The sequence below is a fragment of the Aestuarium sp. genome, assembly GCF_023253315.1.
Lineage (GTDB): Bacteria > Pseudomonadota > Alphaproteobacteria > Rhodobacterales > Rhodobacteraceae > Marivivens > Marivivens donghaensis.
The window spans coordinates 1-916 of sequence record NZ_JALRGW010000113.1 but is presented as its reverse complement, the minus strand read 5'-3'; the positions used below and the strand labels follow the sequence as shown (position 1 = coordinate 916).

The 916-nt window shown below is 56.6% G+C and carries 1 protein-coding gene; it reads right to left on the bottom strand.

Annotated elements, in window-relative coordinates:
* Positions 1–81: 81 nt before the first annotated feature.
* Positions 82–810, bottom strand: coding sequence for a DUF4336 domain-containing protein (locus AC1QQ2_RS14480; protein WP_479713674.1), 729 nt, complete (start codon positions 808–810; stop codon positions 82–84).
* Positions 811–916 lie beyond the last annotated feature (106 nt).

The window sequence follows — 916 nt, the reverse complement described above, 5'->3', positions numbered from 1 at the left end:
CTCTTTCATTCCAGCTTTGCGCTAGAAATATCAGGTCAGTTTGAACATCTGCTTAGACCACCGTGACGGTGCCCCCTGCGCCTAGAACAGAAACCGAAACGCGCGTTTCAGTTCGGCCACGCCGTCACGCTGATACCAATGCCCGTGGGCAAGGATCACCTGTTCAGGTCCCCACGCAATCATCTGTTCGACCGCTGTCCGCAGTTGGTCACGATGGCCGTTAAAAGTCTGGCGCATATCAATCGGCATTTGCCCGTCAGGATGTTGAATGCGAGCGAATTTTGTGAGGATGCGCATCCACCACGGCAGAGTGCGACGTTCAAAATTCTCGATCAGATCGGTGAGGATCAGCGTTTTCGATGCCGCGTGATAAAACACGGCCTCGTGGTGGATTTTGCTGCCGCGCACGATCATCTGGTCTAGCTGGCCCGCCCACGCATCGGGCGCCGTGTCGATAAGGTGTTCATCGACGGTCAGCGGCACATTATGTTTTGCCGCGCGTGCTTCAACCCCTGGCGCCACCCAAACCAGCGCCGCGGGATAGCGCGTTTTCCAATCGTGGAGCGAGGCGTAGTGGATCCAGTTCGGCCCGATCAAATGCCGCACGGGGCCGATTTTGTTGATCTGCGCGATGAGTTTGTCATCGGGTTTGATTGGGGAATGTATCCACAGACCGCCATCGGCCAATCGCACGACCGTCATTCGGGTCGGGAAGGGGAGGCCGTAAAACGAGATATGCGGACCATCTGCAATCCAGATGTCCGGTCCAATCGCCTTGAGAGTGTTGAGGGGTTCGTAACCTGTCGTCATGGGCGAATGATGCGCCCATGACGTAACAGGTTCAAGACGTTAGCCGAGGTTGCCGGCCAAACCGTCTTCGATCAGCTTGATGCTCTCTTCAACGCCGTAGAGCGCG

Coding starts and splice junctions, on each gene's coding strand:
- AC1QQ2_RS14480 (WP_479713674.1), bottom strand. CDS start 810: ATGACGACAGGTTACGAACCCCTCAACACTCTCAAGGCGATTGGACCG.